The sequence below is a fragment of the Hymenobacter busanensis genome (assembly GCF_008727865.1).
Lineage (GTDB): Bacteria > Bacteroidota > Bacteroidia > Cytophagales > Hymenobacteraceae > Solirubrum > Solirubrum busanense.
Window position 1 is genome coordinate 893,820 of record NZ_VTWU01000001.1, and the last position, 21,272, is coordinate 915,091.

Here is a 21,272-nt window from a genome sequence, read left to right on the forward strand (position 1 = left end):
TCACGGAACGGCTCAACAACACCCAACGCCCGGAATAGTTTGCATGTTCTGAGCAGGCCGCCGCTACCAGAGCGCCTTATACAAGCCGGAGTGTGCTCAACGCACCCTCGTCCATACCTGGGCACGGCCCACCAGCGCAAAGCCGATGTAGCCTTTTACTTCCAGCCGGTCGGCGGCCAGCTGGCGCACGTAGCAGGAATAGGTGCGGCCGTTCTCGGGGTCGTAAATTTCGCCCTCGTCCCAGCGGCCCTCGGCCGGGTTGTAGCGCAGGTGCTGCAGCACCACCAGGCCCAAGCACGGCTGGGCGCGGCGTTGCGGGTCGGGGTTGTGCACGTCCTGCCGGGGGCGGCCGTTTTCGTCTTTGGGTTCCTTTAGGCCTACAATACGCCCGCAAAGCTGCTCGCCGCAATAGTAGAATTCCACTTGCGTTTCGCCCTGGGCATCGGCCCATACGCCCAGGGGAGCGGGCACGCCGGTGGGCGTCGGGCTCTGGGCGCGGGACGTGAGGGGCAGAAACAACGCAAGAAGCCAGATAAAGCGCACCGGGAACGAGAAGGGAATGGCGGGAGCAAAAGGTACAAAAAAAGCCGGTGCCCGCTCCTCCTTAGAAGCGGGCACCGGCAATTCGTTTGGCGGGGTAGCCTACTTAACGCGCGTCCAGGTTTGCGAACGGCCAATCAGCGAGAAGCCAATGTAGCCCTTCACTTCCATGGTGTTGGCATTGAGCATTTTCATGTAGCAGGAGTACGTTTTGCCGCTTTCGGGGTCGTAGATTTTGCCGTCGTCCCACTTATTGTCGCTGTCGTACACGAAGCCCTCCATGAACACCAAGCCCAAGCGGGGGCGGTTGCGGAGTTTCGGGTCGGGGTTCTGGCTATCGGTTTTGGGTTTGCCGGTGGCCGGGTCGTTGGGTACCGTCAGGCTTACAATTTTGCCACACAGCTTGTTGCCGCACTTGTAAATTTCGAACGTGGCTTTCTTTTCGCTGTTGGTCCACACGCCCAGCGGGGAAAGGGATTGGGCCGCGGCCACGCCAGCAATACCTAGGATCAGAACCAGGCTGAGGAGCAATTTTTTCATCGGAAGTCGAATGAGTGGGAGAAGTTGGGGGGAAAATAGACAAAAGCCGCGTGATATAGCAATATCATGCAGGAGCGGGTATGGCAAGTAGCGTACCACATTCCAGGCTAAGCCAAACGAATAGCTTTATGCTAAAAATAAAGGTCTTGAAAGTCAGCTTTATGGCCGAAAAAGAGGGCTTAACCTAAAAATAATGGGCTTTTTGTTTTGAACCATTCGTACAGAATATAACTTTAGTGACCGTAGCGAGGGCTACAGCTCCGGCCAGCGGACCTAAGTTGCTGGTAGCGCCCCCGGAGTTATGTTTCACCAAATAGAAAGGAGGTACAAAATGTCTGATAGTCCCAAATCCATCCTGCCAAGCCTGAGTAATGTCGTTCGCTTCACCGCCGAACGCGCGTAACATCTCAAGTGTCGTGGGGGAGCGTATGTTTCCCTGCATTACGGCAGGTCTGAACTGAGATGGCCGCACCGGTGACCCCGGTGGCCGGTCGCTTGGTAAGATGGCCCCAGGATTAGAAACCCGGCTACCTGTGAAGGCAGCCGGGTTTCGCTTTTTTATACGAGTGGCTAGATGGTTAAATGGCTGGTTGTTTAGAGCTACAAGCATCAGAACAACCAGCCATTTAACCATCTGGCCACTCGTCACAGTACCCGCCGAATGCCCAGGAACCGCCGCTCGTAGTCGGTGCCGTCGACTTGGCTGATTTTCACGCCTGGGTCGCGCTTGGAGGAGGACGAATGCACGAAGCGCAGCGGCTGGCCCGGCTCCGAAATGACAATGCCGGCATGACCGGGCGTGGTGCTGGTCTGGGCGGTGCCGGTGAAGATGATCAGGTCGCCTTTGCGGGCTTGCTCGCGAGGCACGGCGGTACCGGTTTTGTACTGCAAGGCCGAGGAGTGCGGCACATCTACATCAAACTGGCTGTAGACGTAGGTCAGAAAGCCCGAGCAGTCGAAACCGCCCTCTGGCGTGGTGCCGGCGTAGCAGTAGGCCTTGCCAAGCTGGCGCAGGGCCAAGCGCACCACGCTATCGGCACGGGTGACGCTGGGGCCGGCCGTGGCGCGGTAAACAACTGCGCGGACGGGCGGCAGGTCGCCGCTGGCGGGTACGGGGGCGGCGGGACGAAGCTGCTGCCAGGCCAGCAGGCCCAGCAGTGCAGTAGTAAAGAGGCCAAACATCAGCCAGACGTAACGCATAATCGTGCCAGGCAGGGCGGTGTGGAATCCCGACAAGCCGTTTTCCTAACGCAGCGGGGCTGCATCACGTTTCGGAAAGGGACAAATCGGGCATTTTTGCCGTTTACTTTGCAGCCCAACCGGCTCGGCAGTGTCCCTGGGCATCTTGCCGAGTGCTTTTTTCCACCGTTTTCCGTTCCAATGCTTGTTTCTCCCATGCAGCGACTAGGCGCCACCGCGGCGCTGCTGTTGCTGAGCGGCGCACCGTTGGTGGCCGCGCCCACCTTGCGCTACGTACTGGCCATGCCGGCGCCGCAAACCCATTACTTCGAAGTTGAAATGCAGCTCAGCGGCGTGTCGGGCCGCAGCACCGAGGTAAAAATGCCGGTGTGGGCGCCGGGCTCGTATCTCGTGCGCGAGTTTGCCAAGAACGTGGAAGGCTTTGTGGCCCAGGGCGGCGGCAAAGACCTGCAAGTCGACAAAATCAACAAGAATACCTGGCGCATAGCCCACGCCGGCCAGAAAAACCTGACGGTGCGCTACCGCGTGTACGCAAACGAGCTGAGCGTGCGCACCAGCTTTGTGGATGCCTCGCACGGCTACCTGAACGGCACCAGCGTGTTTATGTACCCCGAAGGCCAGAAGCAGCTGCCGAGCATCGTGGAAGTACGCCCGGCAACGGGCTGGACGGAAGTGTCGACGAGCTTAAAACCGTTGAGTAACGGCCCAACGTTTACGTTTCAGGCTAGCAACTACGACGAGCTGGCTGACTCGCCGTTTGAAATCGGCAACCATAAAGTACTCACGTTTGAGGCCAACGGCACGCCCCACCGCATTGCCATGTATGGCAACGCCAACTACAATCCTGAGCGCATTACGGCCGACTTCAAACGCATCTGCGAAACCTCGCAGCAGGTGGTGGGCCAGAATCCGCTCGACCGCTACCTGTTCATCATTCACAACCTGGAGCGCGGCGGCGGCGGCCTCGAGCACCTCAACTCCACCACGCTGGAAGTCTCGCGCAACGCCTACAACACCGAAGCCGGCTACCTGGGTGTGCTGGGGCTGGCCGCGCACGAGTATTTCCACCTCTGGAACGTGAAGCGCATCCGGCCCATTGCGCTGGGGCCCTTCGACTACGACCGCGAAAACTACACCCACATGCTGTGGCTGAGCGAAGGCGGCACCGAATATTTCTCAAACCAGATTGTGCAGCGGGCCGGCTTCATCAAGCCCGAAAACTACCTCAACGACCTCGCCACCGGCATTACGCGCGTCGAAAACACGCCCGGCAACCGGGTGCAGTCGGCTGCTGAGGCCAGCTACGATGCCTGGATTAAGTACTACCGCCCGAACGAAAACTCGCCGAACGCGGGTATCAGCTACTACGACAAGGGCGAAGTCATTGGGGCGGTGCTCGACCTGATGATTGTGCAGGCCACCAACGCCCAGAAAAGCTACGACGACGTGCTGCGGCTGCTTTACGATCAGTATTACAAGAAGCTGGGCCGCGGTTTCACCGACGCCGAATTCCAGGATGCCGTGGCCAAAGTGGCCGGCCGCCGGTTCGACGATTTCTTTGCCCGTTCGGTGTACGGCACCACCCGCCTCGATTACGAAGGCGCGCTGGGCTACGCCGGCCTGAAGCTGACCAACACCATCACCCAGCCCGACGCCAGTCTGGGCGCCACCATTTCGCTGACCTCCGGCAAGCCCACCGTAACCAACGTGGTGCGCGACGGCAGCGCCTGGCAGGGCGGCCTGAACGTGGGCGACGAAATTCTGGCCCTCGACGGCCTTCGCGCCACCGACGACCTGAGCAAAGCCCTGGCTGGCCGCGCCGTGCGCAGCACGGTACGCCTGCTCGTCACCCGCGACGGGCAGATCCGGGAGCTGTCGTTTCCGTTGCTGGCCGGCACCGCGGTGCGCTACCGCATCGAGCCGGTGGAAAATGCCACCCCGGCCCAACTGGCCGTGCGCCGCAAGTGGCTACAGCTGAAAAGCTAGCTGCTGCTTGCCTGGAAACGAGAAAAGCCGCTGAATCTGCGTTCAGCGGCTTTTCTGTGAGTTGAAAAAGCGGACGGTAGCCCGGCCGCGTACGAAATCCGCCCCGCCAATCTGGCGGGGCGGGTCTCGGAATTATGCCTTTGAGGCCGTTAGTACACTCGTTTCAGGGCCACGCTACGGGTAGGCGTAATGACCAGTGGCACTTTTTCAATTTTCACCGACGAGGTATCGAGCCCGAAGTACTTGTCTTCCGACGCGATGAACTGCTTGATGTAGAAGTAGGCCTGCATCACAAGCTTTTCCACGAAGGGGAATTCGTTTTCGACGGAGAGGAACTTCTCCAGCACCACAAAGCGGAAGTCGCCGGTTACGTGCTGCTTGCTCAGCGACTCGTAGCGCGAGGTGATGTCCACTTCCTTGTTGCGCACAAGGTCTTCCACCACTTTGCGGAAGTAGAGGTTGATTTTCTGCTCGACCCGGAAACCCAGGCGGAACGTGACGCGGAAGGCGTCATTGGGCGCCAGCTCGGTCACTTTGTACTCCATTGTGTAGGGCTCGTCGGTGGTGTCCACGTGCACAAACCAGTAGATGTCGGCGCGCTTAGGGCGCTTCTGGAAGATGGAGTAGATGATTTTCGACTCAATTTCCGACTGCCGCTCGGCCGACGACATGAACACGAGGTGCGTGGCGTATTTCGGTACCGTTTCGTCGTTGCTCAGCTCTTTGAGCGCCTCCATGTACGGGTCGATTTTCACGAATTCCGTCAGGCGCTTCTTGATGAAATAAGCCCGCAGCCACACATACATCACCGAAATCAGGCAGAGGCTAATGGCCACCGACACCCAGCCGCCATGCGGGAACTTGATGAGGTTGGCCACCAAAAACGAGCCCTCGATACCCCCGTACACCAGCAAAAACAGCACAATCAGCGGCATGGGTATCCGTTTGGCCCGCAGCCACATGCTCAGCAGTAGCGTGGTCATGAGCATGGTAATGGTAATGGCCAGCCCGTAGGCCGCTTCCATGTGCTCGGAGCGGCGGAAGTACAGCACCACTGCAATGCAGCCCAGCAGCAGCAGGCGGTTCATGCTCGGCACGTACAGCTGCCCTTTTACGTCGGTAGGGTAGTTCAGCTTCACCTTGGGCCACATGTTCAGCCGAATGGCCTCGGCCACCAACGTAAACGAGCCCGTGATGAGCGCCTGCGAGGCAATGATGGCGGCAATGGTGGCAATACCGATACCGATGAGCAGAAACCACTCGGGCATGAGCGCGAAGAAGGGGTTACGGCCGTTGAGCGGCTCCCCGGCGTGGGCCACCAGCCAGCCGCCTTGCCCGAAGTAGTTCAGCAGCAAACTGGTCTTTACGAACACCCAGCTGATGCGAATATTGCCTTTGCCGCAGTGGCCGAGGTCGGAGTACAGCGCCTCGGCTCCGGTGGTGCACAGAAACACGGCGCCCAGCAGCCAGAATCCACCGGGCTGGTTTACCAGCATGTTGTAGGCGTAGTACGGATTGGCCGCCTTCAGAATTTCAGGGTGCTGCAGAATGCCGTAGACGCCCAGCGCGGCCAGCATCGAGAACCAGAGGAACATGATGGGGCCGAATGCTTTGCCCACAATCTGGGTTCCGAAACTCTGTAGCAAAAACAGCCCGCACAGAATGGCAATGACGATGGGCACCGTCTGAATTTCCGGGTACACGGCCTCTAGGCCCTCAATGGCCGAGGATACCGAAACGGGCGGGGTAATCACCCCGTCGGCCAGCAGGGCCGCGCCGCCCACTATGGCTACCGCCGACAGCCACATGCCGCGGCGGCGCACCAGGGCATAGAGCGAGAAAATGCCGCCTTCCCCGTTGTTGTCCGCGTTCAGGGTGAGCAGCACATACTTGACGGTAGTCTGAAGCGTGAGCGTCCAGAGCACTGCCGAGATGCCGCCGTACACGAGGTCTTGGGTAATGACGCCGGGTACGATGGCCTTCATCACGTACAACGGCGAGGTGCCGATGTCGCCGTAGATGATGCCGAGGGCAATAAGCAGACCCGCAGTGGAAATGGCGGTGTGCGGGTGGTGTGCCGAGGCCGTACGGGCATCGGGTAATGTTTTCGTGTCACTCATAGGTCGCGACAACAGCGAATAAGAAAGGCCCTCAAAAAGTAGCGCGCAAAGGTAGCACGGCCGGCGGCTTTGCGCATGAAGGCTTTGGCCGCTTACGCACGGCATGACCAACGGCCCGGTAAGGTCTTTAGGACGAGACGGTAGCAGAGCCCGGCTCCAGATCGGCGGCGCGGGCGGCGGCCTCCGCTTCTTGTTGGGCCAGCAGCGCCATGGCATCGGCGGCGGCGCGCTGGTGGCGCAGGTAAATGCGCTGGTTAGCTTCAGAAGCCAATTTCTGCCACTGAGCCAAGTCGCCGGGCAGGGCGTAGTGCGCCGCCTCGCGGCCGAGCCGGTTCAGGCGCAGGCGGTTGGCGCCGCGGTTGCCCCAGGCCAGCAGCAAGGCCCCGGCTGCCATGCCAATCATGGCGGTGGGCGTGCGAATCCAATTCTGAAGGAAAGCCAGCGTGAAGCCGCCCAGCGTGAGGGCGCCCATCATGATCCAGAGCAGCCAGCGCACGGCCTGCACCTGCACGCTTTCCAATTCCAGCAGTGAAAAAGCGTTGCCTTCCACCGTCAGGGCGTCGTCGGTCAGCTCCACGCGGCCGTCGGCGCTACGCATGGGGGCGCGCGGCGGCACAGGGGCGGGAATAAACGTGGCAGGGGCAAGGGGCTCCATAGGGGGAGCAACAGGTAGAGTAGCCGCAGGTTTGGGCACCGGCGGCAAGGGGCCCGGCCGAGGCGCGCCGGACGTAGAGGTGCTCGCCCAGCGGGGAGCGGCCACGGCCGGCGCGGTCGGAGAGGCGGTTCAGTTATTTACTTTCAGCAGCTCCACGTCGAACACCAGCGCCGAGTCGGGGCCGATGTCGCGGCCGGCGCCGCGCTTGCCGTAGGCGAGGTCGGAGGGAATGTAGAGCCGCCACTTCGAGCCCTCGGGCATCAGCTGCAGGGCTTCTGTCCAGCCGGCAATAACCTGGTTGACACCGAACGTGGCCGGTTCGCCGCGCTGGTAGCTGCTGTCGAACACCTTGCCGTCGATGAGCGTGCCGTGGTAGTGGGTAGTAACCGAGCTGCGCGGGGTGGGCTTGGGGCCGTTGCCCTCTTTCAGCACTTCGTACTGCAGGCCGCTGGGCAGCGTGGTGATGCCCGGCTTGCTCTTGTTGTCGGCCAGGAAAGCCTCGCCGGCCGCTTTGTTGTCGTTGCTGCCAGCCGCCTGGTCGGCGCCACCCTGCGGGTCGGCGGCTTCCATCTGCTGCTGAAATTGCTGCATGGCCTGCTGCATCTGCTCGGGCGAAAGTTGGCTGGGCTGGCCACTGAGGGCGCCCTTGAGGCTGGCGGCCAGCACGTCCACGTCGAGGTCGAGGCCCTGCTGGGCGAAGTTGCGGGCCAAGTCGCGGCCAATGATGTAGCTGATTTGCTGCTTGAGCGAGGTCAGTTCCATGGGGTAGGGTTTGGGTAAATAAAAACGGCCTCAGCCGCCAAACGGTCGGTTATACGACGCCGCTTGCGAAGGTGCGGAAAAAACGCGGCCCACTGTGGCGGGCAGCTGGTGGCAGTTACCGCGCCAGCCTGTTGGGTGCGCCACAATGGCATGTTGCGGGCCAGCCGCTGTGTCTAGCTATCGGCCAAACACCCGGTTCAGAAAGTTCACCGTGTAGGCCACCGTCGGCTCAAACCACGGGTTGAACAGCACAAACGGGTGCGGGGCCTCGGGAAACTGCTGCACTTCGCTGTAAATGCCGAAGGCGTCGAGTTGGCGGCGCATGTCGTCGCGGCCGGCGTGCATACGGGCCACACCGCTGTTAATGAACAGAATGGGCGGCGTATGGGCCGAAACGTGGTTGAGCGGGGCCGCTTGCTGCCACAAGTCGGGCCGGTCGGTTTTGCTGGCCCCAAACCACAAGGTCGCCGCCGAAGGGCCTTTCCGGTCGTCGCCCTCGCCCGACTCGGGGTGAATGAAAGCGAGGGTGCCATCGGCATCGACAATGGCCTGCACGCGGCTGTTGTGGCTGCGGTAACACGTGCCCGCTTCGAACAGCGGGTCGTCGTTGGTGGTGCCCACAAGCGTGGCCAACTGCCCACCCGCCGAAAAGCCCCACACGGCGACTTTGGTGGTGTCGATGGCGTAGGGGCAGGCGTGGGCGCGTAGCCAGCGCAGTGCGGTTTTCAAGTCTTGCACTGCCGCCGGGTAGGGCGCTTCAGTCGACAACCGGTACTCGGCCGTTACGGCTACGTAGCCCCGCGCGGCCAGCTGTTGGGCCAACGGCACGTGCTGCGCTCGGTCGCCGGAGCGCCAGCCACCGCCGTGCACGATGAGCACAGCGGGAAACGTCTGCCGCCGCTTGGCGCGCGGGTAAAACACGTCGAGCTTCAACTCCCGGCCACCGGCCAGGGCGCAGTACGTAAGATTGGATGCGGTGCGAACATGCCTGGGCACCGGGGGCCGCGCTACCGTGATGGTCGGGTGCTGCTTTTTGGCCTTTACGTAGGCGCTGTGCACCGTGAAGGACGTGTCGCGCGGAACGGGAGCGGCCTGCTGGGCTTGCGCCGGGCAGCCGCCTACTAGCAGTGCGGCCAGCAGCAGAGGTGGTGCCCCAAAGCGCACAGGCACCACAAACAAGGGAAAGGCAGGAAATGGCACGCTAAAACGGGAAGGTGCTGAAACGAGAATTACATTTGCAAGCTAGGCCTTCGGCTGGTGTAGTGGCCACGCGGCGGCACAAAAAAGCCGGTTCCGCACTGGCAGAACCGGCTCAAAAGCAATGGCCACACGGCACAATGAGATGCTAGCAGCAGTAGTCGTTCCAATCTTCGTCGAGGGCGTCGATGCGCAGCTGGAAGTGCAGCGTGCGGGCTGCCCACAGCCCCAGGGAACCGAGGCCACCCAGCAGCAACAGCGTCGAAACGGCGGTGGTCTTTTTCATATTCTTTGTTTTATGTGAGTGATGATCAGAATCTTGGCACAAAGATACTACGCATAGATTAATAAATTGTTAGGCATGCATCATTGTTTGGTTGGCTTATTCGGTTTCTAGCCGAGAAAGGCCATATCCTCGTCACTCAGGTGGATTGCGGCGGCCGCCAGGTTTTCGCGCAGGTGCGCCAACGACGACGTGCCGGGGATGGGCAGCATCAAGGGGGAGCGGTGCAGCAGCCAGGCAATGTTAATCTGGGCGGGCGTGGCGTTGTACTTGCGCGCTATTTCGGCAATTTTGTCGTCGGCTTTGGGCAGCGCGTGCAGCAGGGAGAAGAACGGAATGAGCGGAATCTGGTGCTGCTCGCAGAGGTCCAGGACTTCCTCGCCGCCGGTATTCACGCCGTGGGGCAGGTTCAGGGTGGTGCGCTGGGCGTAGCTGTACATGTTCTCGACGGTGGCAATGGGGCCCATTTGCAGGCCTTCTTCCAGCTCGGCGCGGGTTACGTTGCTCAGGCCCACGTGCAGAATCTTGCCTTCCTGCTGCATCTCAAACATGGCACCGAGCTGCTCATCGAGCGGCACCGGGCCGTGGCCCATCAGGCGCAGGTGCACCAGCTGAATTTGCTCCTGGCCGAGGGTGCGCAGGTTGTTGTCAATGCTGGCGCGGAGCTGTTCAGGGCGGTTGTAGGGCACCCAGCTTTTGTCGGGGCGGCGGGTGGCGCCCACTTTGGTGCCGATGACCAGGCCGGCCGGGTAGGGGTACAGGGCCTCGCGAATGAGGCGGTTGGTGATGTCCTCGCCGTAGTAGTCGGCGGTGTCGAGGTAACTAACGCCGCTTTCCACGGCGGTGCGCAGAATTTGCAGGGCTTCGGGGCGGTTGGCCGGCTCTCCCCAGATGTCGGGGCCGGTGAGGCGCATGGTGCCGTAGCCGAGGCGGTTGGCGGTGAGGGGCTGGGCGGAAGTGGGGGCGATGGTGATGGTAGAGGGCATGATTGGAAAAGAAGGGGTGTAATTGGGAAGAGGCTTCTGCTCGGCGGCGGACCAAGCACGAAGGCCGTTGAGCGTGCAGCCGAGGTGCGGTAACGGCACGGCCGCTTTCTTTCCCGGTAGTCGAGCTAGTTCTGCCTTTACCTTAACCTGCCCACCATGTTGGGGAAAGCGCCCCGGCTACTCGCCGCGGGCGCGGTACTGAATGCGCTTTTCCCACCGTTTGCGTTTGGGCGCGATGTAGCCGCGCAGGTACTTTTCCATCACCATCACGCCGCAGGGCGCGGCGGCGGTGGCACCGAAGCCGGCGTTTTCGAGGTACACGGCCACGGCTATTTTGGGGTTGTCGGCCGGGGCGAAACCGACGAAGGCGGCGTGGTCGTCGCCCTCGTCGTTTTCGACGGTACCGGTTTTGCCGGCCACGGTGATGCCCACGTCGGCGAGGCTGGAGGCATCGGCGGTGCCGCCACGCTGCATAACGGCCACCATGCCGGGCACAAGGGCAGCGAAGTGGGCACTGTCGATGAGGGTGTGGCGCTTTTTGAGGAAGCGCGGCAGCGGCCCACCGCTGCCGATGCCGCGCACCAGGTGGGGCGGGTAGTACCAGCCGCGGTTGGCCACGATGGCGACCATGTTGGCCATTTGCAGGCCGGTGAGGTTGATTTCGCCCTGGCCGATGCTGAGCGAGTAGATAGAACGGTAGGTCCAGCCGCGGGTGCGCCGGGCGCGGTCGTAGTAGGCGGGGGTGGGCAGGAAGCCGGGGGCTTCGCGGGGCACGTCGACGCCCAGGACGGAGTCGAGGCCGAAGGAGCGGGCGTAGCGGCGCCACTGGGCCAGGTTGGCGTGGCGGGCGGCAACGGTGTCGCCGGCCAGGGTGTCGGGTACGCAGTCGATGACACTGCGCATGACCTGGTAGAAGTAGGGGTTGCAGCTGTACTTGAGGCCCGCGGTGAGGGTTTTGGCGGGCCGGTGATGGTGCACACAACTCACCAGAGACTGGTCACAGGGGTAGGCGGTGGCGGGCGTGATGGCGCGCATTTGCAGCGCAATGGCGGCGTTGATGAGCTTGAAGACCGAGCCGGGTGGGTTGGCGAGCATGGCCGGGCGGTTGAGCAGCGGCATGTTTTCGTGCTCCAGCAGCTCGGCGCGCACGCCGGCCTGGTCGGGGGCGGTGGGGGTGGCGGCGGGGTAGATGGGGGCCGAGACGTAGGCCAGGATTTCGCCGGTGCGCGGGTCGAGGGCCACGAGGTAGCCGCGGCGGCCCCCGAGCAGCTTCTCGGCGTAGGCCTGCAGCTTCACGTCGAGGGTGAGGTGCAGGTCCTGGCCTTGCTGGAAGAGGGTGTCCTTGGCCCAGGAGCCGTGCTGCCGGCCTTGGGCATCGAGCAAGGGGTGGAGGTAGCCGCGGTGGCCGGTGAGCAAGCCGTTGTAGTAGGTTTCGACGCCGCCGTTGCGCAGGCGGTAGAAGCGCCCGCGGCCGGTGCGTCGGGCCTGGCGCAGGAAGGGCTGGGCTTCGGCGTAGGTGTAGCCGAGCACCGGGGCGCCGGCCGGCGTGGTGTAGGTGCGGCGGGGGCGCTGCGACCAAGTGAGGGTGGGCCAGGCGGCGCTGTCCTGGCGCACGCGCTGCAGCTCCTCGGCGGTGAGCCTGAGCTGCACCGGGTAGCTGCCGCGGGCCTCCGGGTAAGGCAGGGCTTCCCGAATGCGGCGGCGCACGGTGGTCGAGTCCCAACCCAGCAGCTCACCGAGCTTGAGGGTATCGAGGGGGGCGCGGCGGGGGAGCTGCAGCAGGTATTGCAGGCGGGTGGCCACAAGCACCGAGTCGTGGCGGTCGAGGAGGCGGCCGCGCTGGGGCACCTGGGGCAGCACCACGCGGCGGGCCTGGTAGCGGATGCTCACGTTTTGGTCGGCGGAGGGGGCGCCGGCGGTGGGCTGGTCGTTGGGGGACGAGCAGGCGGAAAGGGCAGCGAGCAGTGCCAGCAGCCAGTTTCGCCAAACAATAGAAGCCGTGCGCATGGGGTAAAGCTAGGCAATTGCCGGGCTTGGCGGCAGGGGCTTTAGCTGAACGGGGCCGCTTGGCCGGCCGGCGCGGCAATGGGCGGGACCAGCAGCTCCGGCGACCCGCGCAAGCGTTGCGGCGGGCTGGCAGCGCGAGAAACGACCGGTGCCTGGCAGAGCGTGGCCGAAACGGCTTGCGGGTGAGGAAAATCAGGCCGGCGGGCTGATGGAAATCATCGGGCCGGGGAGCCGGACCGGGCACCTTTGCGGCATACCTCAACGGCCTTTCTCATGGAAACCCTCCTTGTACTAACCAACCTTTCGCCCGCCGCCGAGCGGGCCCGCCTGTATGCTGCCCAGCTGGCCGGCCCGCGTGGTGCTGCTGCACGTGTACCAGGCCCCCGATACCTACTCCGAAACCGGCATCATGCCCGGCAGCGTGCCGTATTACGACCGGGAGCAGATAACTTATGCCCTCCACCGCCAGGCCGAAAGCATGGCCATGCCCACCGCCGTGGAGGTGGTGACTGGTCCGTTTGGCGAAGCCCTGGAAGCGGCCGTGCAACGCTTCAAACCGCTGCTGGTGGTGGTGGGCCTGACATCGGTCGAGGGGTATGTGGAAACCCTGCTGGCCAACCGCGCCCTGCCGTGGCTGCGTACCAGCCCGGTGCCGGCGGTACTGGTGCCCGAAGGAGCCGCGCTGGTAGCGCCGCGCCGCGTGCTGGTGGGCATCGACGGAGAGGGGTTTGCGGTGCCGGCCACGGCGGCGGCCAGCTTCCAGGAACTGCTCACGACGTGGAAAGCGCACCCGGTGCTGACCTATGCCACCACGCCCGGCAGCAGTCTGAGCCGGACGGAAGTGCTGCAGAGCGTGCGCCACAGCGGCCTGCTGCCCACCGACATGGAAATCAGCTTTCAGCAACCCCTGGCCGATACGCCGGAGAAAGGGTTGCTGGGGGCGGTGGACGAGCAGCGCGCCAACCTGCTGGTGCTGTTGGCGCGGCGGCGGAGTCTGTTTGGGGCGTTGGTGCACCGCAGTGTAACGGCCCGGGTGCTGCGCAAGGCCACGGTGCCGGTGCTGCTGCCCGTGGGCGAACGGGTGGACGCGGCGGTGCCGGCGTAATGGCTTTGTATAAGACACGCAGGTACTTGGGGCGGCACGGCCAAGCGCACTAAGGCGCTGACCGTGGACGCCAAAGCGGCGAAAAAGACCCTGCTGGAGCTGTTGCCGGCGCTGCTTGGGCCGCTGAGCCGCATTGCCACGCGTTTGCAGGACAACGACCTGCTGGCCTCGGTCACGCTCACCAGCAAGCAGCTGCGGCCGCTGGCGTTTAGCGGGGTGGTGGACTCGGTGCTGAAAAGCGCCGCCCGCGCCGACGTGGTGCCGGAGCTGGCCAAGCAGGGCCTCACGGCCACGGCCCTCAAACCGCTGCACGCGGCGCTGGAGGCCTTTAAAACGGCCCAGCCGGCCACGCGCAAAACCATCAACGAGCGGATGCTGGCCGGCGCGGCGCTGGAAGACCTGGTGGACGCGCTGATGGGTGAAGTGCGGCAGCTTGACGCGGACATGAAGGCGTTTAAGCTGCTGAACCGGGCTCTGTTTGATGGCTACCAGCAGGCGCGCAAGCTGGTGACGACGGGCGGGAAGGGCGCGAAAGTGGAGGTGAAGCCGGGGTAGACGGGTAGGGGGAAAATGCGAACCGGCCCGCGCCTCGGGGAGAGGGGCGGGCCGGTTTTGTGTTTGGAGCGTGATACGATTCGATACGAAACGCCCTGCGCCACCCGGACGACTCCCAAGCGGCGCGGGGCAAAATTGTGCTAACCCTTCCCGTTGAATGTCATGCTGAGCGCGGGTTAGCTGTTAATTTGAATAGTATAAGATTTTCGCCAGCAATACTTTCTCTACTGAACCCCAATCTTTCTAGAAGCCTTGTCGATTCTTGATTATCGGAGTGCGTATAAGCTTCTATAGAGCTTAGTCTAATGTAATTAAACGCAAAGTCAACTACTTTGGTGGCTGCTTCGTGCATTATTCCTTTTCCCTGGAAGTCTGGTAGTAATTCATAGCCAATTTCCGCCGCGGTGTTATCTTCCGAAAAGCCAAATAAGCAAATTGTTCCAATTAGTTTCTCATTGTCGCCCAATGTAATGGCCCAGTAAATGGCATCGTTCCGTTGAGCGTTTTCATTGATAGTCCGGATGAAGTCCTGGGCATCCTTTATTGATTCGCTGGGCTTTCTACCAAGGTATTTGTTTACCTGCTTGTTTGAACGCAAGCTAAATATTGCTTCGTCATCACTGCTTCTGAGTTGTCTCAAGGTTAGACTCGCTGTTTTTATAACCGGGAACGGAGTAAAGCTTTTGCCCATCATTGTTTACTGAGTACTGGTGAGAAAATCAGGTTTGAGGAAGAAAAAGAGCCAGGAGGTTGCGAGAGGTATTGCTGTGCTCTTGGGCGCCTTATCGGGAGGCCGGGCATCTGCCAACAGCACGATTAGCATGCCCGGACGACTCCGAGCGGCGCGGTACCGGCTGGCCGCTGGCGCGGCTGCGGGAGGCTATAGGGCTTCCGGTTATGACTGGTCACTAGCTACACTGCTCTACACTCACGCCAAGTGGGGGAGATACACCGTCGACCAACCTGCTGTAACTAATCAACTCTTCTTACGCTTGAAATTTTGTAGTTCCCTTGCTCTTTTTTTACCGTAACAATAATATTGTGTTCTTCTCCTTCTCCTACCGGGAAGCACACATTGTACTCGTTATTTCTCATATTGTTTGTAGGCTCTATTGTGAGATTCTTAGTCCACTCTACGAAATAGTCTTGTGCTTGTAACACCATATCAAATTCACGCTCATATTTTCGTTTTTTTAAAAAGGAAGAGGTGCAATATTTATGCAAAGTGTCTTCGTTGAATCTTATTCGTGGGAAAGTTTTATCCATTTCAGATATATAGTAACGATAAAACTTCTTTATGTTCGCGGCGTTGCTCTTATTTTGGTTTTGTATTTCAATATTCGCAGCGATGCTCTCGTTTTTGCTTTGCGTACAAGAAACTAAAAATATACTAAGCAAAGAAATCAGAATTGAGCCTTTCATTGCTATTGCGAGTTGTGAAGCGGGTGTGTTGTAGTGAATGCCATTTTAAAAATAACTCTTTCTATTGATGGGTTTGATTCTTCCTGCCTTGGCATGAGGCAAAACAAAGATAAAACGGGTGCTACCTCTCACAAGGTAGCACCCGTTTCCATTCAGCCAAAGCCGCCGCAGCAGCTTACATATTCCGCCGGTACTGGCCGCCTACTTCGAACAGGGCGTTGGTCACTTGGCCGAGCGAGCAGCCTTTCACGGCTTCCATCAGGGCCTCGAACATGTTGCCGTTTTGCACGGCCACTTGCTGCAGGCGCTTCAGAGCTTCGGCGGTTTGCTCGGCGTTGCGGGCGTGCAGGCGCTGGAGCATGGCAATCTGGTACTGCTTCTCGTCTTCGGTGGCGCGGATGACCTCGGCGGGCTGCACCGTGGGCGAGCCTTTGGAGGAGAGGAAGGTGTTGACGCCGATGATGGGCAGCTCGCCGGTGTGCTTCTGCATCTCGTAGTAGAGGCTTTCCTCCTGGATTTTGCCGCGCTGGTACATGGTTTCCATCGCGCCCAGCACGCCGCCGCGCTCGGTAATGCGGTCGAACTCCAGCAGCACCGCTTCTTCTACCAGGTCGGTCAGCTCCTCGATGATGAAGGAGCCTTGGAGCGGGTTTTCGTTTTTAGCCTCGCCCAGCTCCCGGTTGATGATGAGCTGGATGGCCATGGCGCGGCGCACCGATTCCTCGGTGGGTGTGGTAATGGCCTCGTCGTAGGCGTTGGTGTGCAGCGAGTTGCAGTTGTCGTAGATGGCGTACAGGGCCTGCAGCGTGGTGCGGATGTCGTTGAAGTCGATTTCCTGCGCGTGCAGCGAGCGGCCCGAGGTCTGGATGTGGTACTTCAACATCTGCGAGCGGGCGTTGGCGCCGTACTTCAGCTTCATGGCCTTGGCCCAGATGCGGCGCGCCACGCGGCCGAGCACGGCGTACTCGGGGTCCATGCCGTTGGAGAAGAAGAAGGAGAGGTTGGGCGCGAAGTCGTTCACGTCCATGCCGCGGCTCACGTAGTATTCTACGAAGGTGAAGCCGTTGGAGAGCGTGAGGGCCAGCTGGGTGATGGGGTTGGCGCCGGCCTCGGCAATGTGGTAGCCCGAAATCGACACGGAGTAGAAGTTCCGCACCTTGTTCGTGATGAAGTACTGCTGCACGTCGCCCATGAGGCGCAGGCTGAACTCCGTGCTGAAGATGCAGGTGTTCTGGGCCTGGTCTTCCTTCAGGATGTCGGCCTGCACGGTGCCGCGCACCTGCGAGAGCGTGCGGGTTTTGATTTGCTGGTACACTTCCTGGGGCAGCACCTGGTCGCCGGTGACGCCGAGCAGAATGAGGCCGAGGCCGTCGTTGCCTTCGGGCAGCTCGCCCTGGTAGCGGGGGCGCTCCTGGCCCAGCGCTTGGTAGATGGCGTCGATTTTCTGGTTTACCTCGTCCTCTAGGCCGTTTTCGCGGATGTACAGCTCACACTGCTGGTCGATGGCGGCGTTCATGAAGAACGCGGCGATGGTAGCGGCCGGGCCGTTGATGGTCATCGACACGGAGGTGACCGGGTCGGCGAGGTTGAAGCCGGAGTAGAGCTTCTTGGCATCGTCGAGGCAGCAGATGCTCACGCCCGAGTTGCCGATTTTGCCGTAGATGTCGGGCCGGAAATCGGGGTCTTCGCCGTAGAGCGTCACCGAGTCGAAGGCCGTGGAGAGGCGCTTGGCGGGCAAGCCGGCCGACACGTAGTGGAAGCGGCGGTTGGTGCGCTCGGGGCCGCCTTCGCCGGCGAACATGCGGGTGGGGTCTTCGCCCTCGCGCTTGAAAGGAAACACGCCAGCGGTGTAGGGAAACTCGCCGGGCACGTTTTCCTGAAGCATCCACGTCAGCAAATCACCCCAGGCGGTGTAGCGCGGGGTGGCCACTTTGGGCACCTGCAGGTGGGAGAGGGTTTCGGAGTACGTCTGGATGCGGATTTCCTTGTCGCGCACCTTGAAGATGAACTCCGGGGCTTTGTAGGCGGCTACCTTTTGCGGCCAGGTTTCCAGGAGTTTCCAGTTTTGCCCGTCCAGCCGGAGCTTGATTTCCTCGAATGCGCCCTCCAGGCCGGCCACGAGTGCTCCTGGGTCGGTGGCGTTTGCGCTGCTCCCGCCACCGGCGTTAGCTGCTCCGAGGCTGCGAACGGCGACAAGACTTTGCTGGAGGCCGAAGAGCTGCTGAGCCACTTCAGCTTGTTTTTCCACCCACTGATCATACTGACGAATTGTTTCGGTGATTTCGGAAAGGTACCGCGTGCGGTGCGGCGGAATGATGTAAACCTTCTCGCTCACCTCGGCCGAGGTTTCGAGGTGGGAGGCGAAGGTGGTGCCGGTCTTGCGTTCTACGGTTTCGAGCACGGCGCGGTAGAGGCGGTTCATGCCTGGGTCGTTGAACTGCGAGGCGATGGTGCCGAACACGGGCAGCTGGTCGAGGGGCTTGTCCCAGAGCTGGTGGTTGCGCTGGTACTGCTTGCGCACGTCGCGCAGGGCGTCGAGGGCGCCGCGCTTGTCGAACTTGTTGAGGGCAATGACGTCGGCGAAGTCGAGCATGTCGATTTTCTCCAGCTGGGTGGCCGCGCCGTACTCGGGCGTCATCACGTAGAGGCTGGCGTCGGAGTGCTCGATGATTTCGGTGTCACTCTGCCCGATGCCGGAGGTTTCGAGGATAATCAGGTCAAACTCGGCGGCCCGCACCACGTCCACGGCGTCCTGCACGTACTTGCTCAGGGCGAGGTTGCTCTGGCGCGTGGCCAGGCTGCGCATGTACACGCGCGGGTTGTTGATGGCGTTCATCCGGATTCGGTCGCCCAGGAGGGCGCCACCGGTTTTGCGCTTGCTCGGGTCGACCGAGATGATGGCAATGGTCTTGTCGGGGAAGTCAAGCAGGAAGCGGCGCACCAGCTCGTCGACCAACGAAGACTTGCCCGCGCCGCCGGTGCCGGTGATGCCGAGAATGGGGGCGCGCTTGGTACCGGTCTGGCCGTTGCCGTTGTTCTGATCCTGTTTTTGAAAATCAGCAACGAGCTGCGACTTTACGCGCTCGAACTCTTCGGGGAAGTTTTCGGCGGCGGAAATCAGGCGGCCGAGGCTGCGGGCGTCTTTCTCTTTTACGTGGGAGACTTCGCCGTTGAGGTGCTGGCCGGTGGGGAAGTCGGCCTGCTCGAGCAGGTCGTTGATCATGCCCTGCAGGCCCATGGCGCGGCCGTTGTCGGGCGAGTAGATGCGCGTGATGCCGTACTGGTGCAGGTCTTCGATTTCGGAGGGCAGAATGACGCCGCCGCCGCCACCGAAGATTTTGATGTGGCCCGCGCCCCGCTCCTTTAGCAGGTCGAACATGTACTTGAAGAACTCGTTGTGGCCGCCCTGGTAGGAGGTAATGGCAATGGCCTGGGCGTCTTCTTGGATGGCGCAGTCCACAATTTCCTGCACCGAGCGGTTGTGGCCGAGGTGAATGACTTCGGCCCCCGAGGCCTGGATGATGCGGCGCATGATGTTGATGGCCGCGTCGTGGCCGTCGAACAAGGCCGCGGCGGTAACGATGCGGACGTGGTTGCGGGGTTTGTAAGGAGCTACGGGAGCTGGATGCATGGCAGCGTTGGGCAGGTGGGAAATGGGGTGGCTAAGGTACGAAAAAGGGGTGGTGGGGCTTACAAGTGTTAGGCTGGTTCAGTTCTAATAGGGAGTATCCAAAAAGGTCAGCAAGTCAGCGAAGGTTTCACCTATCTGCACAGCATCTTCCCCAGAGTCACCAATAAAAGGTGTCATATATAAATGACCGGTTGTTTTTTCAACGGCACAAGCCTCGCCCACGCCGTAGGTGCCTATGAGGAATAGACCTGGGTAAAACTCATCAACGCCATAGTCGGCATTGATTTCAACAAGTTCATCAAGTGGCCAAAGCTCCAAGTCCTTTTCAATTCCAGTAAGCCGAGCACCATTGCTGCCGGACATGAAGTTGAGGTAGCCTGGCGGAAGGGGAAACCCGGTTGCCTGCGCAAACGCCTCTAGACCCTGTGTACTTGGAGGTGGATTAGTTTCAATAGTCATTGGGGCAATGGTTAAGAAGTAAATGCGTCTGTTTCGTCCTGACTTAAATCCAGCAGCCAGCGCGGCGGCGCGGCCTCCAGCGCTAGGGCCGCCAGATTGAGCCAGCAATTAGCGCGGTCGAGCACAACCGAGTCGGAAGTCACGACGATGTCTGCGGTGTCTACCAGCACGCTGTCGGGGTTCATCACCACTTCGGCCGTCCAGGGCAGGCCGAGCTCGGGGCCCAGGTCGCGCAGGCGCGCCGCGAGCCGGCCGCTGTTGGACACGGGCTGGTCGAGCAGCCAGCGGATGGGGCCGGGGTTGAGCGGTAGCAGGGCCGCAGCGGTGAGGCGAATGGCGCGGTCGGTTTCCTGCACGGCGCGGTAGGTGCCGTGGATGCTGGACAGGTCGCGCAGGGCGCCGTCGCGGCCGCGCAGCACCACGCCACCGCTCAGGGCCGTTTCGAGGGTGATGAGCAGGTTGAAGCCGTCGATGGCGACCGGGCGGCCGCCGAGGTTGGTGGCGGACAGCTGCTTGGCAGTGCGAAGGGTAAGCTGCTCGTCGGTGCAGGCGGCGCGGCCCACGGCCCAGCGCTGCCGCTCCGTCAGGGCATGCCGGTCGCCCACCAGCTTCAGGGTGGCGCCAGGTGGGTAGCCGCGCGCCAGAAGCCAGCACAGCTCCGCAACGGCGCGGCCGAGCACCGGCACCCATTTGGGGGCAAACAACTCATTATCGGCGGGGTGAGGGCCCCGGTGGCGGGTCTCGGCAGGGCGCATAAGCAAGCGTAAAGTGGGACCAGCAGGCAAGTTGGGCGATATTCCGCAACCGTATGCAAGCCGCCATTCTTACTCCGTCAGCAGCGAGAAGTACAAGCTCGGCTGCATGGGGTGGATCGTCCAGAGGGCCTGGCTGTTTTCGCGCTCCACCATCACCTGCTTGGGCTGGCGCTTGACGGGGATGCTGAAGTACTTGTTTGCGGGCTTGGTTTTCTCGCTCTGCAGCCACTGGATGGTGGCCACCACCGGCTGGGCCTCAAGGGTAAGATTGTAGGGACGCAAATCGACCGTGAGCCAGCCTTTTTGCTTGGCGGCGGTGGTCAACTGGATATCCTGGGAGAGCAGCGGCTTGCCGGGGCGGCCTTGCTCCAAGGTGTAGAGGTTGAGGCGGAAACGCAGGTGCTCGTACTGGTTGTCGAGAAGGAAGACGTGGAATTCTTCGAGCAGGGCGTGGCTTTTGGGCATGAGCACCGCGCCCAGCTCCCAGCCCCATTCATCGTCGACGGTTTCCTTCCCCGAGGAGCCGGCCATCCACCGCACGTCGCCTTTCTCCTGGGTGCGGCCCAGCACGGCGGGGTGTACGGGCCGGTGCGCAATGGTTACGTTGCTGATCAGCTGCTCCTGGGGCATCAGCTGAAACTCCCGCTGGCCGGCAGCCAAGGCTGCCGGCAGCACCACCTCGCGCGAAAACCCAACGCTGGTGATGATTAAGGTATCGGCCGGGCCGGCGGGCAGGCGCAGCAGGTAGCGGCCTTGTTCATCAGCCACGGTGCCGAGGCCGCGGCGGGGTACACCCAGCGTTGCGAAGGGCACGGGCTGGCCGGTGCGGGCATTCAGCACCCGGCCTTCGAGGGGAAGGATTTGCGCCTGGGCCGCCAGAGCAAAGAAGCCGAAAAGCATGACCGCCAGTAGCCGATTGAGCATGCAGATACAGAAACGTAGATAAACCCTGAAGAATGGGTAAAGGTACAGCTTCATTCTACCTACCGTCTAAAGTATAGAAGTGGTGGTTTTAGAAAAGCCAACCCGGGGCCGTACCCGCAATTGCGGTACAACGACCGTTTGCAGA

At 61.5% G+C, this 21,272-nt stretch carries 19 protein-coding genes; 3 read left to right on the plus strand and 16 right to left on the minus strand.

From position 1 onward, the window contains the following. Positions 1 to 96 precede the first annotated feature (96 nt). The 3 genes from F0P96_RS03765 to F0P96_RS03775 all read right to left on the minus strand — a co-directional run bounded on the left by F0P96_RS03765 (position 97) and on the right by F0P96_RS03775 (position 2,280). Positions 97 to 618 (minus strand): DUF2147 domain-containing protein, encoded by a 522-nt coding sequence (locus F0P96_RS03765; protein WP_235917369.1) that lies wholly within the window; start codon positions 616 to 618, stop codon positions 97 to 99. Positions 619 to 642: 24 nt separating this feature from the next. Then, the gene (locus F0P96_RS03770) at positions 643 to 1,080 is read right to left on the minus strand and encodes a DUF2147 domain-containing protein (RefSeq protein ID WP_151077401.1); all 438 of its coding nucleotides are present in this window, start codon (positions 1,078 to 1,080) and stop codon (positions 643 to 645) included. Between the two features lie 645 nt (positions 1,081 to 1,725). Next, positions 1,726 to 2,280 carry a C40 family peptidase gene (locus F0P96_RS03775; protein ID WP_151077403.1) on the minus strand — a complete coding sequence of 185 codons (555 nt, stop codon included), beginning with the start codon at positions 2,278 to 2,280 and terminating at the stop codon, positions 1,726 to 1,728. A 180-nt stretch (positions 2,281 to 2,460) separates the two neighbouring features. Between F0P96_RS03775 and F0P96_RS03780 the strand changes: the two genes are divergently transcribed. Further along, the gene (locus tag F0P96_RS03780; protein ID WP_151077405.1) at positions 2,461 to 4,266 is read left to right on the plus strand and encodes a M61 family metallopeptidase; all 1,806 of its coding nucleotides are present in this window, start codon (positions 2,461 to 2,463) and stop codon (positions 4,264 to 4,266) included. A 149-nt stretch (positions 4,267 to 4,415) separates the two neighbouring features. Here F0P96_RS03780 and F0P96_RS03785 read toward each other — a convergent pair whose 3' ends face one another. The 7 genes from F0P96_RS03785 to F0P96_RS03810 form a co-directional block, all read right to left on the minus strand. Continuing rightward, a complete protein-coding gene (locus F0P96_RS03785) occupies positions 4,416 to 6,386 on the minus strand; it encodes a KUP/HAK/KT family potassium transporter (protein ID WP_151077407.1) in 1,971 nt (656 codons plus the stop codon). 127 nt (positions 6,387 to 6,513) lie between these two features. Continuing rightward, positions 6,514 to 7,041, minus strand: coding sequence for a hypothetical protein (locus F0P96_RS03790; RefSeq protein ID WP_151077409.1), 528 nt, complete (start codon positions 7,039 to 7,041; stop codon positions 6,514 to 6,516). A 129-nt stretch (positions 7,042 to 7,170) separates the two neighbouring features. After that, positions 7,171 to 7,803, minus strand: coding sequence for a BamJ family beta-barrel-assembly machinery protein (locus F0P96_RS03795; RefSeq protein ID WP_151077411.1), 633 nt, complete (start codon positions 7,801 to 7,803; stop codon positions 7,171 to 7,173). 177 nt (positions 7,804 to 7,980) lie between these two features. Then, entirely contained in the window at positions 7,981 to 9,003 is a 1,023-nt protein-coding gene (locus F0P96_RS03800; RefSeq protein ID WP_235917370.1) for an alpha/beta hydrolase, read from the minus strand. Between the two features lie 145 nt (positions 9,004 to 9,148). Continuing rightward, a complete protein-coding gene (locus F0P96_RS20855) occupies positions 9,149 to 9,286 on the minus strand; it encodes a hypothetical protein (RefSeq protein WP_160619978.1) in 138 nt (45 codons plus the stop codon). A gap of 107 nt (positions 9,287 to 9,393) precedes the next feature. After that, the gene (locus F0P96_RS03805; protein ID WP_151077412.1) at positions 9,394 to 10,269 is read right to left on the minus strand and encodes an aldo/keto reductase; all 876 of its coding nucleotides are present in this window, start codon (positions 10,267 to 10,269) and stop codon (positions 9,394 to 9,396) included. Positions 10,270 to 10,446: 177 nt separating this feature from the next. Further along, positions 10,447 to 12,276, minus strand: coding sequence for a peptidoglycan D,D-transpeptidase FtsI family protein (locus F0P96_RS03810; protein ID WP_151077414.1), 1,830 nt, complete (start codon positions 12,274 to 12,276; stop codon positions 10,447 to 10,449). A 331-nt stretch (positions 12,277 to 12,607) separates the two neighbouring features. Here F0P96_RS03810 and F0P96_RS03815 point away from each other — a divergent pair, with 331 nt between their 5' ends. Beyond that, positions 12,608 to 13,381 (plus strand): universal stress protein, encoded by a 774-nt coding sequence (locus tag F0P96_RS03815; protein ID WP_151077416.1) that lies wholly within the window; start codon positions 12,608 to 12,610, stop codon positions 13,379 to 13,381. A 63-nt stretch (positions 13,382 to 13,444) separates the two neighbouring features. Continuing rightward, positions 13,445 to 13,936 (plus strand): hypothetical protein, encoded by a 492-nt coding sequence (locus F0P96_RS03820; RefSeq protein WP_151077418.1) that lies wholly within the window; start codon positions 13,445 to 13,447, stop codon positions 13,934 to 13,936. A 160-nt stretch (positions 13,937 to 14,096) separates the two neighbouring features. Here F0P96_RS03820 and F0P96_RS03825 read toward each other — a convergent pair whose 3' ends face one another. The 6 genes from F0P96_RS03825 to F0P96_RS03850 all read right to left on the minus strand — a co-directional run bounded on the left by F0P96_RS03825 (position 14,097) and on the right by F0P96_RS03850 (position 21,103). After that, entirely contained in the window at positions 14,097 to 14,630 is a 534-nt protein-coding gene (locus F0P96_RS03825; RefSeq protein WP_151077420.1) for a GNAT family N-acetyltransferase, read from the minus strand. A gap of 278 nt (positions 14,631 to 14,908) precedes the next feature. Further along, positions 14,909 to 15,358 (minus strand): DUF3828 domain-containing protein, encoded by a 450-nt coding sequence (locus tag F0P96_RS03830; protein WP_151077421.1) that lies wholly within the window; start codon positions 15,356 to 15,358, stop codon positions 14,909 to 14,911. 175 nt (positions 15,359 to 15,533) lie between these two features. Beyond that, a complete protein-coding gene (locus tag F0P96_RS03835; protein ID WP_151077423.1) occupies positions 15,534 to 18,989 on the minus strand; it encodes a methylmalonyl-CoA mutase family protein in 3,456 nt (1,151 codons plus the stop codon). A gap of 84 nt (positions 18,990 to 19,073) precedes the next feature. Beyond that, complete coding sequence (locus tag F0P96_RS03840) at positions 19,074 to 19,448, minus strand: SMI1/KNR4 family protein (protein ID WP_151077425.1); 375 nt, start codon at positions 19,446 to 19,448, stop codon at positions 19,074 to 19,076. Between the two features lie 11 nt (positions 19,449 to 19,459). After that, on the minus strand, positions 19,460 to 20,203 hold the full coding sequence (locus F0P96_RS03845; protein WP_151077427.1) for a DUF434 domain-containing protein: 744 nt from the start codon (positions 20,201 to 20,203) through the stop codon (positions 19,460 to 19,462). Between the two features lie 69 nt (positions 20,204 to 20,272). Then, on the minus strand, positions 20,273 to 21,103 hold the full coding sequence (locus tag F0P96_RS03850; protein ID WP_167291151.1) for a carboxypeptidase-like regulatory domain-containing protein: 831 nt from the start codon (positions 21,101 to 21,103) through the stop codon (positions 20,273 to 20,275). Between the last annotated feature and the right edge of the window lie 169 nt (positions 21,104 to 21,272).

Excerpts from the sequence above, each read along its gene's own strand:
- F0P96_RS03770 (WP_151077401.1), bottom strand. The coding sequence starts at position 1,080 with ATGAAAAAATTGCTCCTCAGCCTGGTTCTGATCCTAGGTATTGCTGGC.
- F0P96_RS03775 (WP_151077403.1), bottom strand. The coding sequence starts at position 2,280 with ATGCGTTACGTCTGGCTGATGTTTGGCCTCTTTACTACTGCACTGCTG.
- F0P96_RS03780 (WP_151077405.1), top strand. The coding sequence starts at position 2,461 with ATGCTTGTTTCTCCCATGCAGCGACTAGGCGCCACCGCGGCGCTGCTG.
- F0P96_RS03785 (WP_151077407.1), bottom strand. The coding sequence starts at position 6,386 with ATGAGTGACACGAAAACATTACCCGATGCCCGTACGGCCTCGGCACAC.
- F0P96_RS03790 (WP_151077409.1), bottom strand. The coding sequence starts at position 7,041 with ATGGAGCCCCTTGCCCCTGCCACGTTTATTCCCGCCCCTGTGCCGCCG.
- F0P96_RS03795 (WP_151077411.1), bottom strand. The coding sequence starts at position 7,803 with ATGGAACTGACCTCGCTCAAGCAGCAAATCAGCTACATCATTGGCCGC.
- F0P96_RS20855 (WP_160619978.1), bottom strand. The coding sequence starts at position 9,286 with ATGAAAAAGACCACCGCCGTTTCGACGCTGTTGCTGCTGGGTGGCCTC.
- F0P96_RS03805 (WP_151077412.1), bottom strand. The coding sequence starts at position 10,269 with ATGCCCTCTACCATCACCATCGCCCCCACTTCCGCCCAGCCCCTCACC.
- F0P96_RS03810 (WP_151077414.1), bottom strand. The coding sequence starts at position 12,276 with ATGCGCACGGCTTCTATTGTTTGGCGAAACTGGCTGCTGGCACTGCTC.
- F0P96_RS03815 (WP_151077416.1), top strand. The coding sequence starts at position 12,608 with ATGCTGCCCAGCTGGCCGGCCCGCGTGGTGCTGCTGCACGTGTACCAG.
- F0P96_RS03825 (WP_151077420.1), bottom strand. The coding sequence starts at position 14,630 with ATGATGGGCAAAAGCTTTACTCCGTTCCCGGTTATAAAAACAGCGAGT.
- F0P96_RS03830 (WP_151077421.1), bottom strand. The coding sequence starts at position 15,358 with ATGAAAGGCTCAATTCTGATTTCTTTGCTTAGTATATTTTTAGTTTCT.
- F0P96_RS03835 (WP_151077423.1), bottom strand. The coding sequence starts at position 18,989 with ATGCATCCAGCTCCCGTAGCTCCTTACAAACCCCGCAACCACGTCCGC.
- F0P96_RS03840 (WP_151077425.1), bottom strand. The coding sequence starts at position 19,448 with ATGACTATTGAAACTAATCCACCTCCAAGTACACAGGGTCTAGAGGCG.
- F0P96_RS03845 (WP_151077427.1), bottom strand. The coding sequence starts at position 20,203 with ATGCGCCCTGCCGAGACCCGCCACCGGGGCCCTCACCCCGCCGATAAT.
- F0P96_RS03850 (WP_167291151.1), bottom strand. The coding sequence starts at position 21,103 with ATGCTTTTCGGCTTCTTTGCTCTGGCGGCCCAGGCGCAAATCCTTCCC.